The sequence below is a fragment of the Agrobacterium larrymoorei genome (assembly GCF_005145045.1).
GTDB classification, from domain to species: Bacteria; Pseudomonadota; Alphaproteobacteria; order Rhizobiales; family Rhizobiaceae; genus Agrobacterium; species Agrobacterium larrymoorei.
Genome location: NZ_CP039691.1, coordinates 20,391 through 38,298, shown reverse-complemented (window position 1 = coordinate 38,298; position 17,908 = coordinate 20,391). Strand labels below are relative to the sequence as shown.

Annotated in this window: 16 protein-coding genes; 10 read left to right on the top strand and 6 right to left on the bottom strand. The window is 56.6% G+C overall.

From position 1 onward, the window contains the following. Nucleotides 1-4: 4 nt before the first annotated feature. The 4 genes from CFBP5473_RS00195 to mepA form a co-directional block, all read right to left on the bottom strand. A complete protein-coding gene (locus CFBP5473_RS00195; protein WP_027674519.1) occupies nucleotides 5-1,789 on the bottom strand; it encodes an ABC transporter ATP-binding protein in 1,785 nt (594 codons plus the stop codon). Nucleotides 1,790-1,885: 96 nt separating this feature from the next. Then, nucleotides 1,886-2,902 carry a glucokinase gene (locus CFBP5473_RS00190; protein WP_027674518.1) on the bottom strand — a complete coding sequence of 339 codons (1,017 nt, stop codon included), beginning with the start codon at nucleotides 2,900-2,902 and terminating at the stop codon, nucleotides 1,886-1,888. A gap of 58 nt (nucleotides 2,903-2,960) precedes the next feature. Next, entirely contained in the window at nucleotides 2,961-3,344 is a 384-nt protein-coding gene (locus CFBP5473_RS00185) for a methylglyoxal synthase (protein ID WP_027674517.1), read from the bottom strand. 85 nt (nucleotides 3,345-3,429) lie between these two features. Next, on the bottom strand, nucleotides 3,430-4,479 hold the full coding sequence (gene mepA / locus CFBP5473_RS00180; protein WP_037170807.1) for a penicillin-insensitive murein endopeptidase: 1,050 nt from the start codon (nucleotides 4,477-4,479) through the stop codon (nucleotides 3,430-3,432). Nucleotides 4,480-4,647: 168 nt separating this feature from the next. Between mepA and CFBP5473_RS00175 the strand changes: the two genes are divergently transcribed. The 9 genes from CFBP5473_RS00175 (at nucleotide 4,648) to CFBP5473_RS00135 (ending at nucleotide 15,542) form a co-directional block, all read left to right on the top strand. Next, on the top strand, nucleotides 4,648-6,492 hold the full coding sequence (locus CFBP5473_RS00175) for an extracellular solute-binding protein (protein ID WP_027674515.1): 1,845 nt from the start codon (nucleotides 4,648-4,650) through the stop codon (nucleotides 6,490-6,492). A gap of 145 nt (nucleotides 6,493-6,637) precedes the next feature. Then, nucleotides 6,638-7,729: a microcin C ABC transporter permease YejB gene (locus tag CFBP5473_RS00170; protein ID WP_027674514.1), complete on the top strand. Its 1,092-nt coding sequence runs from the start codon at nucleotides 6,638-6,640 to the stop codon at nucleotides 7,727-7,729. Then, nucleotides 7,729-8,871 carry an ABC transporter permease gene (locus CFBP5473_RS00165; RefSeq protein WP_027674513.1) on the top strand — a complete coding sequence of 381 codons (1,143 nt, stop codon included), beginning with the start codon at nucleotides 7,729-7,731 and terminating at the stop codon, nucleotides 8,869-8,871. The genes CFBP5473_RS00170 and CFBP5473_RS00165 overlap by 1 nt, the downstream gene beginning before the upstream one ends. A 64-nt stretch (nucleotides 8,872-8,935) precedes the next feature. Further along, nucleotides 8,936-9,229, top strand: coding sequence for a hypothetical protein (locus CFBP5473_RS00160; RefSeq protein WP_037170806.1), 294 nt, complete (start codon nucleotides 8,936-8,938; stop codon nucleotides 9,227-9,229). Next, nucleotides 9,229-9,729 (top strand): type II toxin-antitoxin system VapC family toxin, encoded by a 501-nt coding sequence (locus CFBP5473_RS00155; protein ID WP_027674512.1) that lies wholly within the window; start codon nucleotides 9,229-9,231, stop codon nucleotides 9,727-9,729. The genes CFBP5473_RS00160 and CFBP5473_RS00155 overlap by 1 nt, the downstream gene beginning before the upstream one ends. Then, nucleotides 9,726-11,354, top strand: a complete 1,629-nt coding sequence (locus tag CFBP5473_RS00150) for an ABC transporter ATP-binding protein (RefSeq protein WP_027674511.1) — start codon at nucleotides 9,726-9,728, stop codon at nucleotides 11,352-11,354. The genes CFBP5473_RS00155 and CFBP5473_RS00150 overlap by 4 nt, the downstream gene beginning before the upstream one ends. Nucleotides 11,355-11,450: 96 nt before the next feature. Then, on the top strand, nucleotides 11,451-12,698 hold the full coding sequence (locus tag CFBP5473_RS00145) for an NAD(P)/FAD-dependent oxidoreductase (RefSeq protein WP_027674510.1): 1,248 nt from the start codon (nucleotides 11,451-11,453) through the stop codon (nucleotides 12,696-12,698). Nucleotides 12,699-12,876: 178 nt separating this feature from the next. After that, entirely contained in the window at nucleotides 12,877-14,238 is a 1,362-nt protein-coding gene (locus tag CFBP5473_RS00140; RefSeq protein WP_027674509.1) for a glutamine synthetase family protein, read from the top strand. Between the two features lie 2 nt (nucleotides 14,239-14,240). Next, nucleotides 14,241-15,542, top strand: coding sequence for an NAD(P)/FAD-dependent oxidoreductase (locus tag CFBP5473_RS00135; RefSeq protein ID WP_027674508.1), 1,302 nt, complete (start codon nucleotides 14,241-14,243; stop codon nucleotides 15,540-15,542). A gap of 340 nt (nucleotides 15,543-15,882) precedes the next feature. Here CFBP5473_RS00135 and CFBP5473_RS00125 read toward each other — a convergent pair whose 3' ends face one another. After that, a complete protein-coding gene (locus CFBP5473_RS00125) occupies nucleotides 15,883-16,365 on the bottom strand; it encodes a gluconokinase (protein ID WP_037170826.1) in 483 nt (160 codons plus the stop codon). 206 nt (nucleotides 16,366-16,571) lie between these two features. Here CFBP5473_RS00125 and CFBP5473_RS00120 point away from each other — a divergent pair, with 206 nt between their 5' ends. Next, entirely contained in the window at nucleotides 16,572-17,288 is a 717-nt protein-coding gene (locus CFBP5473_RS00120; protein WP_027674506.1) for a YoaK family protein, read from the top strand. A 12-nt stretch (nucleotides 17,289-17,300) separates the two neighbouring features. Here CFBP5473_RS00120 and CFBP5473_RS00115 read toward each other — a convergent pair whose 3' ends face one another. Further along, nucleotides 17,301-17,774, bottom strand: coding sequence for a hypothetical protein (locus CFBP5473_RS00115; RefSeq protein ID WP_027674505.1), 474 nt, complete (start codon nucleotides 17,772-17,774; stop codon nucleotides 17,301-17,303). Nucleotides 17,775-17,908: the final 134 nt, after the last annotated feature.

Sequence of the window (17,908 nt, the reverse complement as noted above, 5' to 3'; positions counted from 1 at the left end):
ATGCTTAAAGACCCCGAACGCCGGTCGCCTGAAGAGTGTTGAGACGAGCGTAAAGGCCGTCTTCCTGTCGTGCAAGCGTCTCGTGCGTGCCTTCTTCGACAACCATGCCCTCGTTCATCACGATAATCTTGTCAGCCTTGACCACAGTGGAGAGACGATGCGCGATCACGATAACCGTTCTGCCAGTCATGGCGGTATCGAGCGCCTTCTGGACGACCGCTTCCGATTCCGTATCGAGCGCGGAGGTCGCCTCATCCAGAAGAAGGATCGGCGCGTTGCGGACCAGCGCGCGGGCGATGGACAGGCGCTGGCGCTGGCCACCGGAAAGCGTCATGCCGTTTTCACCGACGGGCGTATCATAGCCCTGCGGCTGCGCGAGAATGAAGTCATGGGCAAAGGCGAGCCTTGCCGCTTCTTCGATTTCGGCATCCGTCGCTTCCGGGCGGCCATAGCGAATATTGTCACGGATGGTGCCTTCGAAGAGATAGGGCTGCTGCGAAACATAAGCCAGATTCAACCGCACGGATCGCGTCGTAACATCCGCAATATTTTGCCCGTCGATCAGGATTTCGCCGCCGGTCGGGTCGTAAAAACGCGGTATGAGATTGATGATGGTGGACTTACCGGCGCCGGATGGCCCAACCAGCGCCGTGGTCTTGCCGCCTTCCGCAACGAAGCTGACACCCTTCAGGATTTGGTTCGTGTCTTTGTAGGAGAAGAGGACGTCCTTCAATTCGACGGTGGCGTTGGACACGTTCAGGTCAGGTGCATTAGGCTTTTCACGCTGTACCGGCTCCATGTCGAGGATTTCATAGATCATGCGTGCGTTGACGACCGCACGTTCCAGCGACACCTGCAAGCGTGCAAGGCGGCGAGCAGGATCGTATGCCAGCAGAAGCGCGGTTACGAAGGCGAAGAAAGCGCCCGGTGGCACGTTGTCGTAGATCGCTCTGTAGGCTGCGTAAGCCAGCACACCTGAAACCGCCAAGCCCGCAATAGTTTCCGTCAGCGGTGCTGTCCGTTCGGACAGGCGCGCAATGCGATTGGCGCGAGCTTCGGCACTAGCGATGGTTTTGAAGACACGGCCTTCCAGTGGCTTTTCCATGGTGAAGGCTTTGACGATGGAAATTCCCTGAAGAGTTTCCTGCATAGCGCCCAACACACGGCTATTTATAATGACTGCATCTCGCGTCGCTTGGCGGAGCCGCTTGGAAATGTAGCGTAGTCCTATGACCAGCGGCGGTACGATGAAGACGATAATCGTAGAAAGAACCGGGTCCTTAACGATCATGACGATGACGAGCGCGATGAACGTTAACAAGTCACGCGAAACAGACGTCACCGTCATATTCATAACATCGCGAATGCCGCCGATGTTCTGGCTTATTTGTGCGGCGAGATGAGCGGACCGGGATTCAGTCAGGAAGCCAACCGAGAGCGTCATCAGGTGAGAATAGAGCCGCTTCTGGTAACGGGCGACGATATTGTTGCCGATCTTGGAGAGCGCGACAGACTGCCCGTAGGTTGCGAGGCCACGAATGAAGAAGGCCGCGAATATGGAGCCACAGATGATCCAGACCAAATCGGCCCGTCGATTGACGAAAGCTTCGTTGATGATCGAATCCATGATCCAGGCGGTAAAGGCCGTGGTTCCTGCAACGGTCAGCAGGCAGAAAATTGCAAATGCATATCCCTTGATATGATCACGCGCATTTTCTGCAAAAACGCGCTTCAGGACTGCGGTAATCGTATCGGTATCCACAGGATGCCGTGACTTGGCGGTTTTCAATCGCTCATCCACCTTTTGTCGGTTTGGCGGCAGTGCCGCCTTTTCAACCGGCGTCTATATCCATCTGGGCAGGTTTTGACCAGCCTGAAGTTCCAATCACCTCTGCCAGCGCCGCCCATCAAGCGTCACACCGAAATTCGATGGCGATCTTGCATAGGTGGAAAGGCCTGCCAAAGCTGCCTGCGGATGGGTCACGACATAGGTGGGGATTGAGGCCATGAGTGCCTTGTGCGGCGCCTTGTCTTCGAAGGCGGCACGGAACTCCGGCAGTTTGAGAGCCGGTATGATCTTCTGCGAAATTCCGCCGGCCAGATAAACACCGCCCCGGGCCATGAAAATCAGTGCCATATCGCCTGCTATGCGGCCGAGATAGGTGCTGAACAGGGATAGAGTTTCCTGCGCCTGAGCGTTTGCGCCACTCAGTCCGTTGGCGGTAATATCGGCAGGATCGGAATAGGCTGGGCTTATGCCATCCGTGGTGCAAATGGCACGGTAGAGATTGACGAGACCGCGCCCGCACAAAATCTGTTCGCCCGCGATACGTCCCTCGATGGCTTCGAGATGCGGAAAGACCTGATAATCCCGCGCGCTTCTGGGACCGATATCGACATGTCCGCCTTCGCCGGGAACAGGAAACCACATGTTGCGCGCATATACGAGACCCGCGACCCCGAGGCCCGTGCCCGGTCCAAGCACGACGCGCGATGCCATCATGTAGGCTCGCTCGGGGCCGATCCGTTCGCGGTTGTCATCGCCAAGGGCTGCAATGGCAAGCGCCTGCGCCTCGAAATCATTGATGACGATCACATCGCTCAAGCCGAGATTGGCGAGCATATCCTTCGGTTTGACGACCCAGTGGCAATTGGTCAGCGGTATCTCGTCGGACTCGATAGGACCCGCGACCGCAAGCAGGGTCGAAACGGGCTTGACGGATGTGTTGTTGAGAACGGCAGTCTGGATCGCATCGTCGATGGAGGGGTACTCGGCGGTCTTGACCGTGGTCAATTGCGTCGGTTCGCTATCGGCGTCCAAAAGGATACAGAAACGGGCATTGGTGCCGCCGATATCGCCAATGAGGATCGGAAAGGAAAGATGATCGTTCTGATTGGGCATTCCTGCTCCTGATAGCGGTCTGTTTCTGAAGATTTCGCCAGTGGCAAAAAGCCAGGCCTTATCCATTCACGTTGAAGTCGATCAGCCGCTCCGCCGTCGCGCGGTTGAGGGCCATCGGAATGTCGTAGACGGTGGCAAGCCGTGTCAAGGCTTTCACATCAACATCATGCGGCATGGATGTCAGAGGATCGACGAAGAAAACCAGCATATCGACATCGCCCGTCGCAATCATCGCACCGATCTGCTGGTCGCCGCCAAGCGGGCCGCTCTTGAGACGGATGACATTGAGGTCAGGGCAGGCATCCTGCACGCGGCCTCCGGTGGTGCCGGTTGCGACGATGCGAAAAGCCGATAGAGCATTTTGATGCTGGCGGGCAAAATCCGCCATGTCATCCTTTTTCTGATCATGCGCAATCAGCGCGATGCAGCGTTTGCTATCCATTGATATGCCCAACCCAGCCAGTTTAAATCGATTTGAAGCCTTCTACAGCAACTAAGCCCGCTTTGAAAAGCGGGCCTGATCGACATCAGTTCAGCGATGGGCGGGAAGAAGGCAGCGGAACATCGGCAGGCGGCATCGGACCGCCTGATGTTGACGGGGCGACAGCCGCCGGTGCCTCCACCGCCGCTGGAACATAGGCATTCTGGCGAACCGCAGCACCACCTCTGGCAGCGGGCGCTGAAGCGACAGCCGCGCAGGCTTTCGGCAGGTCGGACACCATCATGGGCCGCGGCGGCTTTGGTGGTTTGGCGTTTGGATCTTTTTTCGGTGCTGCCCAAGGTTCCTTCGTGAACCACCATGCCAGCGACTTGTCGCAGCCATCGCCTGCGCCGACAGCGGCCTGCGGCTTGCAGTTCGTTGCACCGGGCGGGCATTCGAGGCGCACATGGAAGTGTTCATCATGTCCATAGATCGGGCGGATTTTGCCAAGATTGGTGCGGTCGCCCGTCCAGCTCTGGCAAAGCTTCTGCTTGATGGCCGGGTTGACGAAGACGCGTTCGACCTGCGGATAGCTCGCCGCCATCATCACCAGTTTTGCGTTCAGCGCAGACCACTTGCGGTCATCGACAGTCAGGAACTTGCTCTTGTCGAGCATGGAGATGAAGGGCGTATCCTCACGTTCCTGCGCGCTCATGATGTGGTCCGGCATCTTGCGCCACCAGATATCCACATCCAGGCCGATCTGGTGCGACGCGTGACCGTTCAACATCGGCCCGCCACGCGGCTGCGAGATATCGCCGATCAACAGACCCGGCCAACCGATCTTCTGGGCATCCTGCGCAAAGCGCTCGATGAAGGACACGAGCTGCGGCTGTCCCCAGCGGCGATTGCGGGAAAGCCGCATGGCCTGAAAGCCCTGACCCTCAGTCGGAAGAGCGACCGCACCCGACTGGCAGCCTTTGGCATAAGAGCCATAGGAGACCGATGGCCCGGCAGAAGGGAGGTCGATATGGCCGAAGACCTGCTTTGCCGGAAGATCTTCCGCGAGTGCAGGAGCCAGATCGGCACCCACCATCGAAATGACCGAGAGTGCCAGGAGCGAGAACTTCCGCACCGCCATTGTCTGCTTTTTCATACGTCCGCCGCCTGCAATCCCGTTGATTCTTGTCAGCCATATTACGCTGGAACGGGATTTTGGTGAAAGCATGTTTGCAATAAACCGCTTGTGAGCCCGAGCCTCTATTTTTTGACAATCTTTGCCTTATGCTGCGCAGCAACTAATAAAGAAAAGGAATGTTAGCCCATGGCTTTGGCAAGCGCAAAAACCGGTCTTATCCTCGCGATGACGGCTTCGCTTCTGGTCTCTCCGATCAGCGCCCGCGCGCAGGATGAAGGACAATGGCGCGTCGGCATCGCAACGGTTGGAGAGCTGAAGCATCCCAACGGTTTCGAGCGCTTTGATTATGTCAATCCGAATGCGCCGAAGGGCGGCACGCTCAGGATGTCCGCAGAAGGAACATTCGACACTCTTAATCCTGTCCTTGCTAAAGGCGAAATGGCGCAAGGGCTAACTTTAGTTTTCGAAACTCTGATGAAATCCGCAGAAGAAGAGCTTTCTGCATCGTATGGTCTATTGGCCGAGGCTGTTAGTTATCCGGACGATATTTCCAAAGCGACATTTCGTCTGCGCAAGGAAGCAAAATTTTCGGATGGACAACCCGTCACGCCGGAAGATGTCGTTTTTAGCTTCGACAAGGCCAAAGAACTTAATCCTTCGATGTCCATAACCTTCACCCACGTCACAAAGGCCGAAAAGACTGGGGATCGTGAAGTAACGTTTACTTTCGAGGAAAAGAATAATCGCGAACTTCCGCAAGTCGTTGGGCAGCTCCCTATTTTGCCTAAGCACTGGTGGGAGGCGAACGGGCCTGACAATAAACCACGGGACATCTCACGAGGCACGTTGGAACCAGTCGTCGGTTCAGGTCCATACAAAATCGTGTCGGTTACGCCAGGCTCTGCCATTACATATGAATTGCGTGATGACTATTGGGGCAAGGATATCAACGTCAATATCGGCCAGCATAATTTCAAAACGATCAATTACACGTTTTTTGCAGATCAGGATGTAGAGTTCCAAGCGTTCAAATCCGGCACCGTAGACTTCCGAAGAGAGGCATCCTCCAGCCGGTGGGTAACTGGTTATGATTTTCCAGCCGTCAAAGATGGGCGTGTCAAAAAAGAAGAGCTGCCAAACATTTATCGCTCTGTTGGCGTTATGCAGGCATTCGTACCCAATCTCAGGCGCGAAAAATTCCAAAATCCTAAACTTCGCAAGGCATTGAACCTCGCTTTCGATTTTGAGGATCTCAACAAAACGCTCGCTTATGGTCAGTTTCAACGGATCAATAGCTTCTTCATGGGCAGTGAGCTTGCATCATCCGGTCTCCCCGAAGGACGGGAGCTGGAGTTGCTGCAGGAGCTTAAGGACCAGGTTCCACCGGAAGTGTTTACAACCGAATATCGAAATCCTGTTGCCGGTGATCCAGGGAGATTTCGTGACAATCTGCGCGAAGCTGTCAAGTTGATGAAGGAAGCGGGCTATGAATTGCGTGGCAACAAGTTGATCAACGTGCAGACGGGCCAGCAACTGGACATCGAGTTTTTGATCGACTCGACTGGTATGGAACGCACCATCTTGCCCTTTGTCCAGAATCTGAAAAAGATCGGAGTCAATGCTACCATTCGAACCGTCGACGCTTCGCAATATACCAACCGTCAACGCAGTTTCGATTTCGATATGACGATAAAACTTTGGGCAACTCTTCCTAATCCCGGAAATGAACAGGCCGATTACTGGGGATCAAACGCTGCCGACAAGCAGGGTTCGAGCAATTTGGCAGGCATAAAAAATCCGGCAGTTGATGCGCTAGTCAGAAAAGTGATCTATGCGCCGAACCGGGAAGAGCAGGTTGCGGCAGCGCGCGCCCTTGATCGTGTGTTGCTAGCAAACAATTATGTCATTCCGCAGTTCTATCGCGGAGAATTGGCAATAGCCTATTGGAACACCATCGTTCGGCCGAAAGACTTGCCCTATTACGGCGTTGCGTTCCCCGATGCATGGTGGTCCGCCAGCGCGGCAAAATGAGGCGGGTCTTGCTTTATAAGCCAAGCCTTGATTCACATGGGCAATTACGAATCATCGAACAGATCGCGTCGGCGATTTGCGGGAAAGGAAACGGTTTGACGTTAAGGACCAAAGCCGAATTTGGCTGCGCGGAACGAGGCATCTGATGGGAGCCTATATTCTGCGGCGTCTGGCCCTTATGATCCCGACCATCATCGGCATCATGGGCATTTCCTTCCTCGTCATCCAGTTTGCGCCGGGCGGCCCGGTGGAGCAGGTGGTTGCCCAGCTTTCCGGCTCGGGCGACAGCGCGGCCGACCGTCTCTCCGGTGGTGGCGATCTCATGGGCGGTGGGGGGCTCGATGAAAGCGGCTCGAAATATCGCGGTGCGCAGGGGCTCGATCCGGAACTCATCGCCAAGCTCGAAAAGCAGTTCGGTTTCGACAAACCGCCTTTGACGCGCTTCCTCGACATGATGTGGAATTATATCCGCTTCGATTTCGGCGACAGCTTCTTCCGCAATTCCTCGGTCATCGACCTCATCATCGACAAGATGCCCGTGTCGATTTCGCTGGGCTTCTGGATTCTCATCATCTCCTACGCCATCTCCATTCCGCTCGGCATCAAGAAGGCGACGGAAGACGGGTCGAAATTCGATGTCTGGACATCCGGCATCATCATTGTCGGCTATGCGGTGCCAAGCTTCCTTTTCGGTATCCTGCTGATCGTGCTCTTCGCAGGCGGCTCGTTCTTGGACTGGTTCCCGCTGCGCGGTCTGACCTCGGATAATTTTGCCGAGCTGACATGGTGGCAGAAGATCATCGACTATTTCTGGCATCTGGCTCTGCCGCTGACAGCACTTGTTCTCTCAGCATTCGCCACCACGACGCTCCTGACGAAAAACTCCTTCATCGATGAGATCAAGAAGCAATATGTGGTGACGGCCCGCGCCAAAGGCCTGTCGGAACGCAAGGTGCTTTACGGCCATGTCTTCCGCAATGCGATGCTGATTGTGATCGCCGGTTTTCCGGGCGCGTTCATCTCCGCCTTCTTCACGGGATCGCTGCTGATCGAAAACATCTTCTCGCTCGATGGACTTGGCCGCCTCGGCTATCTCTCCGTCGTCAATCGTGATTACCCCATCGTGTTTGGAACGCTGTTCATCTTCTCGCTGATGGGCCTTGTCGTCAGCCTCATATCCGACCTGATTTACACATGGATCGATCCGCGCATCGACTTTGAGCGGAGGGACGTGTGATGAGCGTATCCGCACCTTCTAACGATGCGGCTCAGCCGCAAAAGCGGCCATGGTTTTCGCCGACGAGCATTCGTCGCTGGCAGAATTTCAAGGCCAATCGCCGTGGCTACTGGTCGTTCTGGCTTTTCCTCGTGCTCTTCGGCCTCAGCCTCGGAGCAGAGTTTCTGGCAAACGACAAGCCGATCCTCGCCTCATACAAGGGCGAGCTTCTGGTGCCTGTCTTGGTGGATTACCCGGAAGAAAAGTTTGGTGGCTTTCTGGCCCAGACCGATTACAAATCCTCTTTCATTCAGGATGAGATCAACGCAAATGGCTGGATGATCTGGCCGCCAATCCGTTATTCCTATCAGACGGTGAACTCCAACATTCCGCACTCAGCTCCCACGCCGCCCTTCTGGCTAATGGACCGCGAGGAGCGTTGCTCGGGCTATCCGCAAGGCGCTGTCGACCCCGGTTGCACGCTTGGCAATCTCAACTGGCTGGGCACGGATAATCAGGCGCGCGATGTCGCGTCGCGCATCATCTACGGCTTCCGAATTTCCGTTTTGTTCGGCCTCGCGCTCACCGTCGCCTCTGCTCTCGTTGGCGTCACCGCCGGTGCCGTTCAAGGCTATTTCGGTGGCTGGACGGACCTTTTGATGCAGCGTTTCATCGAAATCTGGTCGTCGATGCCGGTGCTTTATATCCTGCTGATCATTGCCGCCATCATGCCGCCTGGCTTCTTCGTGCTGCTCGGCATCATGCTGCTGTTCTCATGGGTGGGCTTCGTAGGCGTCGTGCGCGCGGAATTCCTGCGGGCGCGAAATTTCGAATATGTGAATGCAGCCCGCGCACTCGGCGTCGGCAACGGCACGATCATGTTCCGGCATCTGCTGCCAAACGCCATGGTGGCGACGCTGACTTTCCTGCCCTTCATCCTGTCGGGCTCGATTACGACGCTGACCTCGCTGGACTTCCTCGGCTTCGGCATGCCACCGGGCTCACCATCGCTGGGTGAGATGATCGCGCAGGGCAAGAACAATCTTCAGGCGCCATGGCTGGGGCTGACAGCTTTCTTCACCATGTCGATCATGCTTTCGCTCTTGATTTTCGTCGGCGAAGCGGTGCGCGATGCATTCGATCCGCGCAAGACGTTCCGGTGATGAAGTGTCGTGTTTTGAATGGTTGTGTAGTAAAGTCGTGAATATTGACAATGGATGAATAGACATGAACAAGGTGGTTAGAGAACACTATCCTGCAAGCAAATTGCCTCAGGATCTCAGAGAGGGGCTTGACGAGCAAGCCACCGTTCGGGTTGTCGTGGAAGTCGAGGATATTCCTCCTTTGTATGACGATACGCTCTCAGGATTTGCCGCGGAGATGGATGCGCGTCCTAGGTCGATGACCGCGAGAGAAGCCATTGACGCGATGGCTGAATACAGAAAAACCAATATACGACGTGTACCAGTAGAAGAGGCGGTCGCCCGTATTCGCGAACTTCGCGATGAGTGGGAAGATTGATGATCGGCATTGAAAAAGTCTACATCGATACGAACATTTTTATTACGGCAATGGAGGGTGAAGAGACCACGAGAGAGCTGCTTCCAAGCCTCTTTCTAGTAGATAGCTTTAGAGCGCCTGTATTTGTAACGAGCGAGCTGACCTTTTCCGAGCTCGTGGTCAAACCTTACAAAGACCAGAACGATCAATTAATAGATCAATATCAGAGACTGATATTGTCGAGCGATTGGCTTAAGGTCGTTCCTGTTGAAATGCCGATTTTACACTATGCTGCGGTTTTGCGAGCGCAGTATCCCTCCTTAAAGTTGCCGGATGCAATTCACGTGTCCACTGCGATAGGACTAAGTTGTTCGCATTTTCTCACCAACGATCTTGGGATTCGCGGAGAATATACGCTGATCCACACAAGATACGGTGTCGTTAAACATGCGAGACCTCTACAAATTATTCGGCCTGATTCCGAAACGCTAAAGCGTGTTATCGAAAGCCTATCTGCATGACTGGCCCCCTTCTCTCCGTCAGCGATCTATCGGTTGCCTTCCATCAGGGCGGTAAGGAAAGCCTCGCTGTCGACCATGTCTCATTCGACATCATGCCCGGTGAAATCCTGGCGTTGGTGGGGGAGTCCGGCTCGGGGAAATCGGTCTCGGCCAACTCCATTCTCAAACTCTTGCCTTATCCTGCCGCAAGCCATCCCTCCGGCCAGATACTCTTTGAAGGCAAGGACTTGCTGCATGCATCGGTGCGCGAGCTTCGCGCCGTGCGCGGCAACGATATCACCATGATCTTTCAGGAGCCGATGACCTCGCTTAACCCGCTGCATAGCATCGAGCGGCAGATTGGTGAGATATTGGAGCTTCATCAGGCGATTACCGGTGCCGAGGCTCGCAAGCGCATCCTCGAACTTCTCAATCAGGTCGGCATTCGCGAACCTGAAAAGCGCCTCAAGGCCTATCCGCACGAGCTTTCCGGCGGCCAGCGTCAGCGCGTGATGATCGCCATGGCGCTCGCCAACCGCCCTAAGCTTCTGATTGCCGACGAACCGACGACCGCACTGGACGTCACGGTTCAGGCGCAGATCCTCGAGCTTCTCGGCGCGCTGAAGAACCAGCATCGTATGTCCATGCTGTTCATCACCCATGATCTCGGCATCGTGCGCAAATTTGCAGACCGCGTCTGCGTCATGACCAAGGGCAAGATCGTGGAAACGGGCACGGTTGAGCAGGTCTTCAGCAACCCGCAACACGCCTATACTCGCCACCTTCTCGCCGCAGAACCGAAGGGTGAGCCGCCGGCTGCCGATGATCGGAAGCCCATTGTGATGCAGGGAGACGAGATCAAGGTCTGGTTCCCGATCAAGGCCGGGCTGATGCGCAAGGTGGTGGATCACGTCAAGGCCGTCGATGGCATCGATATCACGCTCCGCGCCGGGCAGACGGTTGGCGTTGTGGGTGAATCCGGTTCCGGCAAGACGACGCTTGGGCTCGCGCTTTCGCGACTAATCTCGTCCAAGGGCCGCATCAGCTTCATAGGCCAATCCATCGATAGCTATTCATATGCGATGATGATGCCGCTTCGTAACAGGCTGCAAATGGTGTTTCAGGACCCTTACGGCTCGCTCAGCCCGCGCATGTCGGTTGGTGAAATCATTGCCGAAGGTCTTAAGGTGCACGAAAAATCCCTATCCTTCGATGAACGCGATAGACGTGTTGCGCAGGCGCTGGAGGAAGTCGGGCTCGATCCCGCCACCCGCTGGCGCTACCCGCACGAGTTCTCTGGCGGTCAGCGGCAGCGCATCGCAATCGCCCGCGCCATGGTGCTGAAACCCCGCTTCGTCATGCTGGATGAACCGACCTCGGCGCTGGACATGAGCGTGCAGGCGCAGGTGGTAGACCTCCTGAGGCATCTGCAAGCCAAGCATGATCTGGCCTATCTCTTCATCAGCCACGACCTCAAAGTGGTCAAGGCGCTCGCCAATGAGGTGATCGTCATGCGCCACGGCAAGATCGTTGAAAGCGGCCCGGCAAAGACCATCTTCGAAGCGCCGAAGGAAGATTATACGAGGGCGCTGATGGCGGCAGCCTTCAATATCGAGGCGGTGAAAACCGGCGCCGTCAGCGAGTAGTCTTCACGCGAGACTTTTCGGTTTTGCTGTTGCGTTCTCTCGGGCCTATTGCCATCTTTCTTCAAGCGTCGCGTGACGTGCGAAGGAAGAAGGCATATGGCAGCGGATGTGATCGTATTGGGTGCCGGGATCATCGGGGTCTCGGTGGCTCTGCAACTGGCGAGACGCGGAAAGTCGGTCGTGCTTCTGGATCGTCGCGGGCCGGGCGAGGAAACCTCTTTCGGCAATGCCGGTCTCATCCAGCGTGAGGGCGTCGTTCCCTATGGATTTCCGCAGGATGTCAGCGTTCTGGCGCGATATTCGCTGAACAATCGCATCGACACGCATTACCACAAGAGCGCATTGCCGAAAATCGCGCCCTTTCTGGCGCGTTACTGGTATCACTCCACACCCTCGCGACATGCCGCGATTTCACGCTCCTATGCGCCCCTCATCGAACATTCCGTGTCCGAACACAGCACTCTGATCAATGAGGCGAAAGCCAGCGATCTCATCGTCAAGAATGGCTGGATGGAAGCCTATAGAACCGAGGCGCGGCGCGACGCAGATTTCGCCTTTGCTGAACGTATCGCGCGCGATTACGGCATCTCCTACACGAAGTTGGACAGACAGCAGCTGGCAGAGGCGGAGCCCCACATCTCACACGATTTCGTCGGTGGCCTAAAGTGGAACGACCCATGGTCGGTGCTCGATCCGCACGGGCTGACCATGGCCTATCTGCGTCTGTTCGAAAGCCTCGGCGGCACCTTTATCAGAGGCGATGCATCGACGCTGTCGCAGACATCTTCCGGCTGGAAAGTAATGACGCAGGATGGGCCGGTAGAGGCGGAAAGCGCAGTTATCGCACTCGGCCCCTGGGCAGATGTGGTAACGACGAAACTTGGCTATCGCTTTCTGATGGGCGTCAAGCGCGGCTACCACATGCATTATGCACCGCAGGAGGGCACGAAACTCAACCACTGGCTTATCGACGCGGATCGCGGCTATTTCCTCGCGCCGATGAAGAAGGGCATCCGCCTGACGACCGGCGCGGAGTTTGCCGATCGCGATGCGCCGAAATCTCCGGTCCAGCTGTTCAGGGCAGAGCGGGTCGCCCGCACGGTCTTCCCACTCGGCGGCAGGCTGGATGCGGAACCATGGATGGGCTCTCGCCCCTGCACGCCGGACATGATGCCGATCATCGGCAAGGCGCCGCGCCACAGGAACCTCTGGTTCACTTTCGGCCACGCTCACCATGGCTTGACCCTTGGGCCAATCACCGGACGCGTGGTTGCGGAAGCCATGCTTGGCGAAACATCCGTCATTCCCATCCAGCCTTACAGCCCGGAGCGCTTCAATCCGTAAAAAGACGAAACGCTCTGGTCATCTTGCAAAAGCGCACGTAACATGCGGTTGCAAGAGAGGGACGCGCAAGGCGCGTGATGTCACGGTGACGGCGCGATATCTGATCTATCAGCAGCAGGACGACTTTCGTTAGCGCCGATATTTGCGGCATGATGAGAAAGCAACGACCCACTGGTGAATGATGGCAGATATAGACTACGCAAAGACATTTTTCGAACAGAACCCCGACATTGAAATCCTCGAAGCCTTCGTCATAGACGTAAACGGCGTGCCGCGCGGCAAATGGATTCCGCGCGAGCGCGCGCTCGACGTTCTGGAAAAAGGCATGGCCGTGCCACGCTCGGTCTATGCGCTCGACATATGGGGCAGGGACGTGAACGCCGCGGGTCTTGCCGAAGGCACAGGCGATCCGGACGGTCTCTGCTTTGCCGTGCCCGGCACGCTCTCACGCGTCACCTGGCTCGGGCGCCCCACTGCTCAAGTGCTGCTGGCAATGAAGGAACCGGATGGCCCCGGCTTCTTTGGCGATCCGAGACATGTTCTGTCGCAGGTTCTCAACGGCTTTACCAAACGCGGTCTGACGCCGGTCGTCGCAACGGAGCTTGAATTTTACCTCATCGACCCCGTTCGTTCGGCGCTCGATCCGGTGCGTCCGCCGAACAGCCGCGAAGGGCGCTGGCATACGGGCCAGACGCAGGTGCTTTCCATTTCCGAACTTCAGGATTTCGAGGAGGTCTTCCACGATATCGCAACCGCCTGCCGGGCGCAGAACGTGCCAGCCGATACCACGCTTCGGGAAAATGGTCCGGGGCAATATGAGATCAATCTCAATCATGTGCCGGATACGCTTCAGGCGGCGGATTTCGCCGTGTTCCTAAAACGTATCGTCAAGGGCGTGGCGCGCAAGCACGGCTTCGATGCCACCTTCATGGCCAAGCCCTATGGCGTGCAGGCGGGCAACGGAATGCATGTTCATTTCTCGGTTCTGGACCGGGATGGCAACAATATCTACGCGGGCGAAAACGGGCCTTCCGAAGCGCTGATGCATTCGGTCGGCGGACTTCTGGAAAATATGGGGGAGAGCATGGCCGTGTTTGCACCGCATGCAAACTCCTACCGCCGTCTGCGGCCCAGCGAACATGCGCCGACATATGCCTCCTGGGGCATCGACAACCGCTCCGCTGCGGTGCGCGTCATCACGGCCAGCAAACCGGCAACCCGTATCGAACACCGCGTGGCCGGTGCCGATACCAACCCCTATCTCGTGCTTGCCATGATCCTCAATGCCGCGCTCACCGGCATGCGGGAAAAGCGCCAGCCGGGCGGCGCGATTGCGGGCGATAGCCACGCGATCAACCACGAGCCGCTGCCGACCAACTGGGATTATGCCGTCCAGCGCTTTGCAAGGTCGAGCTTTGCCTATGCCACGCTCGGGCAGCGCTACAGAACGCTTTACGCTGCCTGCAAGCAGCAGGAAATTTCCGAGTTTTCACTGCGCGTCACCGATGTCGAATATGACGCCTATATCAGGACGGTGTAAAAATGGCTCACGTAACGGCGCTTCCAAATCCCGGTCACACAACCTCGTGGTACGCAGCCTCCGCCAATGACAAGAGCGTTCGTCCAACGCTTGAGGGCGAGATGCATGCGGATATCTGCGTGATCGGCGCTGGCTTTACCGGCATGTCTGCGGCCCTCGAACTGGCGGAAAAGGGCTTTTCCGTCATCGTACTTGAAGGCACCCGCATCGGCTTTGGCGCATCGGGCCGCAATGGCGGACAGATCGTCAACGGTTATAGCCGCGATCTCGAAACCATCGCCGGTCGTTACGGCCACGACAAGGCGGTGAAACTCGGTGAGATGTCGCTTGAGGGCGGCCAGATCATCCGCGACCGCGTGGCGAAATACGGCATCGATTGCGATTTGGTGAATGGTGGCTTCTTCGCGGCTTTCACACCGAAGCAGATCAAGGAGATGGAAGCCAACAAAACTAACTGGGAAAAGCACGGCCATACTGGTCTCGAGATGGTGTCGAAGGCCGAGGTCGGGAAATACGTGAAGTCCGACCGCTATGCAGGCGGCATGATCGACCGTTTGGGCGGCCATATCCACCCGCTGAATTACGTGCTGGGTGAGGCGGCTGCGCTGGAGAAACTCGGTGGGCGCATCTTCGAAAACTCGCGCGTTATCGCGGTGGAGCAGGGTGTCAATCCAACCGTCAGAACGGCGCATGGCAAGGTTTCGGCAAAATATGTGCTGGTCTGCGGCAATGCCTATCTCGGCAAGCTTCTGCCGCAGATCGGTGACCGCATGATGCCCGTATCCAGCCAGGTCATGGCGACGGAACCGCTCGATGCGGGCCTGATCGAGAGCCTGCTTCCGGCCAATTACTGCGTCGAGGATGCCAATTACATTCTGGATTATTATCGGCGCACCTCCGACAACCGCCTGCTTTATGGCGGCGGTATCGGCTATGGCGGCAGCGATCCCGCCGATCTGACCGGCGTCATCCGGCCCAATATGCTGAAGACCTTTCCGCAGTTGAAGGATGTGAAGATCGACTTCGCCTGGAGCGGCAATTTCGCGCTCACCCTCACGCGCATTCCGCATATGGGCAGGCTGTCGGAGAACATCTACTTCTCCCACGGCGATAGCGGCCATGGCGTGACCACGACCCAGTTGCTGGGCCGCATTCTGGCGGAAGTGGTGGCCGGGCAGGCCGGACGTTTCGATGTCTGGTCTTCACTGCCGAATTTTCCCTTCCCCGGCGGCAAGACCTTCCGCGTGCCGCTCACCATGCTGGGGGCATGGTGGTACGGGCTGCGGGATCGGCTCGGCCTATGAAGCATTTCCAGCAAAAGTGGGAAGTGGTTTTACGTCCGAACAATGCTAAAACAAACAGATAGAGCGTTTCCGCGTTTCCAATATACAGTACACGACAATTCGCTGTCCCGTCACGGCGACCTCAAGGTTTGCTTGAGTTTTTGGGTGTTTCCTCTTCCCCTCATTCCTGTGCCTGTCACAGGAATCCAGCCGACGCGCGTCTGCGCGACGGTAAGAGTCTTTCAGCCCAAGGACTTGGGCTGGCTGGATTCCTGTCACAAGGACAGGAATGAGGGGAAGGAAACCGCAGCATTTAAAAAGCATTGTGTCGTGTACTGCGTTTCTAATAACCACGGAAACGCTATAGCGCCTTCAAACCCCTCAGCGCGTTTTCCACGATCTCATCCGGCGTTGCGTCGATGTTAACGGTAACGACGCCCGGCTCGCCTGTCGGCACCTCCAGCGTATCGAGCTGCGTTTTCAGAAGCGAAAGCGGCATGAAATGGCCTTTGCGCGCACCCATGCGCTCGGTCAACAGCTCAACGCTGCCTTCCAGAAAGACGAACGCCAGCGGCCCGCCACAGGCAGTGCGCAGCCGGTCGCGGTAGGACTTCTTCAGGGCCGAGCAGGAAATCACGATGCCGCCCGCCTCATATCCCTCGCGCAGTTCCGCGCCAACAAGATCGAGCCATGGCCAACGGTCGTCATCGGTCAGCGGTATGCCCGCGCTCATTTTCTCGACATTGGCCTTCGGGTGAAGCCTGTCGCCTTCCTGAAAAGGAATGCCTAGCTTCTCCGCAAGTTCAGCTCCAACGGTGGACTTGCCGCAGCCGCTCACTCCCATCACGATGATTGCCTGCTTCACGAAAACCTCTTCAAGCTGTTGCTGTTTTTGCCTAGCAGCAAGGGCCGATGATGCAAATGATTTTTGTCTTTGAAGAGGCGCGATCCTTTGGGGGATAATTGTCAGTGAGGGTGAGACATGCCTAAAATTGGGTGAAGCCGATCTTTGAGTCGGACCATATCCGCGTTCTTTCACGGCTGCTCATCATGACCAGACTACGACGCCGCAATCTCATCAAGGCCAGACGCACCGGCATGGGAATTGCCCTTGTCGGCGCGATATCCTTCGTCGCCGGAATGACGGATGCGGTGGGGCTGATCATGTCGGGCGATTTCGTGTCCTTCATGACCGGAAATACCACGCGGGCTGCACTCTCGCTCGAAGCAGGCGATTACGGGCATGCGATCAAACTGCTTCTCGCCATCATCGCCTTCGTTGGCGGCAATGCTGCGGGCATCGTGATCGCGCATCGCTCAGAGCGGCGAATTTTCACCGTATTATGCTCTGTCAGTCTTACTCTTGCACTCGCCGCTCTGTTGCAGACGCGCGGCATGGACCTTAGCGCTTTCTATCTCGCCGTCTTCGCCATGGGCATGATCAATGCTGCGGTGGAGCATATCGAAGGTCTACCCATCGGCCTGACCTATGTGACCGGCGCGCTCTCGCGTTTTGGTCGCGGTATCGGTCGCTTCATTCTGGGGGAGCGAAAGCTGGACTGGACCATCCAGCTCGTTCCATGGCTTGGTATGGTGGCAGGCGCTCTGTGCGGTGCGGTTCTTGCCAGCACCTTTGCGGAGGTAGCACTTCTCGTCGTCAGTCTGCTGGTTTTTGCCGTTGCGCTTGCAAGCATGCTGATGCCGCGTTCCCTGCGGAGCCGCTATAATCAGCGCGTTGCCATCAAGCGCATGGGTGCGGAGAACTGATCGGGCCGCGCCTTACTTGCGCGAAATCGTGACGAACTTCGTTCCGCGAACACGAACCGTCATCTCGCAAGGCACGCTGTCCGTCCGGTCGCAGTAGCGCGGGTGCATCTTCAAAACAAAGACCATGTTGCCGAAGCGCTGGACGAAATCATAGCTATAGATCGTCGCGGTTGCGATCAGCAGATAGCCGCCCTCTTTCACCTGCACATAGAAATTATAGGGGCAACCATCGTCGTTGCAGCTGCTGCTTTTCTGGCCGTCGCAGGTCAGCGCGCTGCGATTGGTCACGGCATCGACAAGCCCGTCATTGTTGATATCCAGCCGCGTTAGAAACTCCGGCCCGAACTCGACCACCTTGCATTCCTTGCGAAAGAAATCCTTCTCGTAGATTTCAGGGTCGCTCACCAGCTCCTGCTGGGCAAGCGCCATCACCGGCATGGCAACGAGCACGAGCGCGTAAAGCATTGCTGAGAGAAGGCGTTTCACGGCATTTTCCTTTGTCTGCGCTTTCGCTCATCGCAGGCGAAATCGATCTGGCGTCTTTCATTCCGTTATCCTTACGTAAAAGCTATTCCCACTTTTGCTGGAATTGCTCTATGGATGCGGAAAGCATGGTTGGC